Here is a 4,206-nt window from a genome sequence, read left to right on the forward strand (position 1 = left end):
GGGACGGCCGCGGCCTGGGCGATGCCGCCCCGGAAGCCGAGGTCCTCGACGACCCAGAGCTCGTCGAAGCCCGCGGCCTCGGCTCGGCGGGCGTAGCGGAGGACCTCGGAGGCGGGGAGGTCGCGGGGGAGCAGGATTCCGACGGCGGCGTCGGGCGATGAAGCGCGCATCCAGTCAGCGTAGGGCTGTGGCGCCGCACAGGACGGCGGGGCGGCCGCCCGTGCAGCCGCCCCGCCGGAGAGGCCGGGCTAGTCGGCGTGCGCCTCGCTCAGCTGCACCTGCTCGGGGCCCGAGGCCGAGACGACCTCGATCTTCCGGGAGCGCGCCTTCTCGGAGACGGGGATCGTGACCGAGAGCACGCCGTTGTCGTACGACGCGGAGATGCGCTCGGTGTCGACTCCCTGGCCCAGGCTCAGCTGACGCACGAAGGTCGCCGACTGGCGCTCCCGGGTGATCCAGGTGACCCCCTCGCCGCCGGCGACGGTGCGCTGCGCGCGGATCGTGAGCAGCTGGCCGTCCACGTCGACATCGACCGAGCCGGGGTCGATGCCCGGGAGGTCGGCGGTCAGGACGTAGTGGTCGCCGTCGCGGTAGAGGTCGATCGGCATGCGGCGGGGGCCCTGGCCCGAGCCGAAGAGGGCGGAGGCGAAGCGGTCGAGCTCGCGGACGGGGTCGTAGGTGACGGCCATGGGAATCACTCCATTCGGTCTGGCAACGGATGAATCTCGAGTTGAGTCGACTCGACTCAACTGCGACGAATTTAGCACTCGGGCAGGGAGAGTGCCAAGATGCGGAGTAACGCTTTCGGGGACTTCGTTACGTGTTCGTAACAGAGCCGGGCAATCGAGTTCGTAGGGTCGATTCAGTGCGGGGACCGATCCGGTTCTCAGCGAATGTGAGTAAGGACATCGATTGCCGATCCACCCCTCCCACCGTCCACCTGTCCGGCGCGCAGAGAGGCGGATCCTCGCGGGTCTCGCCGCTCTGGGTGTCGCCGCCTCCGCCGCATTCGCCGCCACGGGCGCGAGTGCCGCTCCCGCGATCGGGAGCGCCTCCCTCGTCGGCGGCCTCTCGTCGCTGCAGGGCTTCGACGACGGCGACTACGTCGTCACCCTCGTCGAGCCGTCAGCCGCGACGTACACGGGCACCGACGCCCGCTTCGCTCGCACCGCCCCCGACGCGGGAGCGCAGCTGCAGGCGCGTTCCGCGCCGGTCGAGGACTACGCCGACCACCTCGAGAAGCGCCAGGACGACGTGGCGGCCGCTGTCGACGCCGAGATCGGCTACCACTACACGGTCGCGCTCAACGGCTTCTCCGCGACTCTCACCGGCGCTCAGGCGAGCCGGCTCGCGGACCGCAAGGACGTCGCGCAGGTCAGGGAGGTCGAGGATCTGACCCTCGACCGCGCTCCCGGAGCAGTGCGGACCGCGCCGTCGGCGCAGGCGGAGGGGGACGGCATCCCCGTTCCCGACACCGGCCAGCAGCGCTCCACCGACTTCCTCGGCCTCGAGGGTGCGGACGGCGTCTGGAACGCCGTCGGCGGCGTCGAGAAGGCCGGCGAGGGCATCGTCGTCGGCGTCATCGACTCCGGCATCGCGCCCGAGAACCCCTCGTTCGCCGGCGCACCGCTCGCGACGAGCCCCGGAGCCGCCCCGTACACCGACGGCGAGTCCGTCACCTACCGCAAGTCGGACGGCGGAGACTTCGTCGGCGCCTGCGAGAGCGGCGCGGACGCCTCCCAGCAGTGGGACGGCGACGAGTGCAGCCAGAAGCTGATCGGCGCGCGCTGGTTCCTCGGCGCGTCCGAGAGCGTCGGCTCGGCCGACAACCCCGAATTCCTCTCGCCGCGCGATGCGGACGGCCACGGCTCGCACACCGCGAGCACCGCCGCCGGCAACGCCGACGTCGAGGCGAGCGTCGACGGCTACGACTACGGCACCATCTCGGGCGTCGCCCCGGCGGCCAAGGTCGCGGCCTACAAGGTCTGCTGGAACGGCGACGTCGAGGGCACGGACGACGACGACTTCTGCTCGGGCACCGGGATCCTCGGGGCCATCGACGCGGCCGTGAAGGACGGCGTCGACGTGATCAACTTCTCGATCGGCGGCGGCTCCGCGACCTCCACGCTGACCCTGTACGACGAGGCGTTCCTGAACGCCGCGGCGGCCGGCGTCTTCGTGGCGGCCTCCGCGGGCAACTCCGGCCCGGGCGACTCGACCCTCGACCACGCGTCGCCGTGGTACACGACGGTCGCCGCCTCCTCCATCCCCACGTACACCGCGACCGCGGCGCTCGGCGACGGGCAGGCGTTCGTCGGAGGATCGATCTCGGTCCACGAGGACGTCGCCGGACCGCTGGTGAACAGCGCCGACGTCGTGCTCCCCGGCTCCGAGACGCCGACCGTCTGCGCCCCGGGCACGCTCGACCCCGCGAAGGTCGCCGGCACCGTCGTCGCCTGCACCGCGGGCACGACCGCGCGCGTCTCGAAGTCGGCCGAGGTCGAGCGGGCCGGTGGCATCGGCATGCTGCTGCTCAACCCGTTCCCCAACGCGCTGCACGTCGACGACCACTCCGTCCCGAGCATCCAGATCGACTCGCAGGCCTACGACGCGATCACCGAGTACGCCTCGACCGACGGTGCCACCGTCGTGCTCAGCGAGGGCAACCTCACGGGCGCCGAGATCCCCGTCCCGCAGGTCGCCGGCTTCTCGTCGCGCGGCCCGGCCGAGGCCGACGGCAGCGACGTGCTCAAGCCCGACCTGACGGCGCCCGGAGTCGCGATCCTCGCGGACTCCTTCAACGCCGAGGGCGACGACCCGGCCTTCGCGTTCGAGTCCGGCACCTCGATGTCCTCGCCGCACGTGGCGGGCCTCGCGGCGCTGATCCTCGGAGTGGCGCCGAACGCCTCGCCGTCGGCCGTCAAGTCGGCCATGATGACGACCGCGTACGACAGCGTCGACCAGGCGGGCGATCCCTCCGAGGACGTCTTCGCCCAGGGCGCCGGCCACGTCGACCCGACGCGCTTCCTCGACCCGGGACTGCTCTACGAGAGCGGACCGAGCGACTGGATCGCGTTCCTCAAGGGCGCGGGCTACGTGTTCGACCCGGACATCGAGGTCGACGCCATCGACCCGTCGGACCTCAACCAGGCCTCGATCGCCATCGGGTCGCTCGCCGGGACCCAGACGGTGACCCGCACGGTCACCTCGACCGGTCCGGGCGAGTACACCGCCTCGATCGACGTCCCCGGCGTCGACGCCGTCGTGTCGCCCTCGACCCTGTCCTTCGGGGCGGCGGGAGAGACGGCCGAGTACACCGTGAGCGTGACGACCGAGGACGCCGAGCTCGGGGAGTTCGCGACCGGCTACCTCACCTGGACCAGCGCCGAGCACGAGGTGCGCAGCCCGGTCGCGGTGCGCCCGGTGCTGCTCGACGCCCCGTACGAGGTGTCGGGATCCGGTTCGACCGGCTCGACCACCGCCACGATCACGCCCGGCATCGACGGCGCGCTCCCGCTCTCGCCGAGCGGTCTCGCACGCGGCGTGCTGGCCGAGGACGCGACGGCGGCGGACGGCCACTCGGGCACTCTGCCCGCCGGCACGACCCTCGAGACGACCGTGAAGGTCCCCGAGGGGGCGACCTTCGCGCGCTTCGACCTCGACTCGATCGACGAGACGGCCGACCTCGACCTGTACGTCGACCTGCTCGACGCCGCGGGCGAGCCGGTGTCGGAGGCGGTCTCGGCTACCGGTTCCGCGGACGAGCGCGTCGACCTCGACTCGCCGGAGGCCGGCACCTACCGGGTGACCGCCGACATCTACGCGGTCGGGAGCGACGACACCGTCACCTTCGATCTGCGCAGCTTCGTCGTCACAGCGGAGGGCGGCGAGGGATCGCTGACCACCGAGCCCGAGACCGTGGACGCCGTGCTCGGCGAGCCCACGGGCTACTCGATCTCCTGGTCCGACCTCGCGGGGCCGGCCGAGTACCTCGGTCGCATCGCGTACTCCGACTCGGGACTCGCGACGCTCGTGAGCGTCAGCGTGACCGAGGACGTCACTCCCGGGCCGGAGACGACCGCGACCCCGGAGCCGACCGCGACCCCGGAGCCGACCGCGACTCCGGAGCCCACTGCGACTCCGGAGTCGCGGTCGGCTCCGGGGTCGCGGTCGGCTCCGGGGTCGCGGTCGTCTCCGGCCCGGGAG

General features: G+C 72.3%; 2 protein-coding genes. One reads left to right on the forward strand and one right to left on the reverse strand.

Going from position 1 to position 4,206, the window contains the following annotated elements; all coding sequences use genetic code 11:
* Positions 1–248: 248 nt before the first annotated feature.
* Entirely contained in the window at positions 249–689 is a 441-nt protein-coding gene (locus tag NB037_RS18785; RefSeq protein ID WP_251948470.1) for an Hsp20/alpha crystallin family protein, read from the reverse strand.
* Between the two features lie 223 nt (positions 690–912).
* Between NB037_RS18785 and NB037_RS18790 the strand changes: the two genes are divergently transcribed.
* The coding region (locus tag NB037_RS18790) for a S8 family serine peptidase (RefSeq protein WP_251948471.1) at positions 913–4,206 on the forward strand (3,294 nt) is incomplete at its 3' end.

The organism is Rathayibacter rubneri (assembly GCF_023743255.1).
Taxonomy (GTDB): Bacteria; Actinomycetota; Actinomycetes; order Actinomycetales; family Microbacteriaceae; genus Rathayibacter; species Rathayibacter rubneri.

What these genes read in the sequence shown, in the direction of transcription:
- NB037_RS18785 (WP_251948470.1), bottom strand. Translation starts at nt 689, where the DNA reads ATGGCCGTCACCTACGACCCCGTCCGCGAGCTCGACCGCTTCGCCTCC.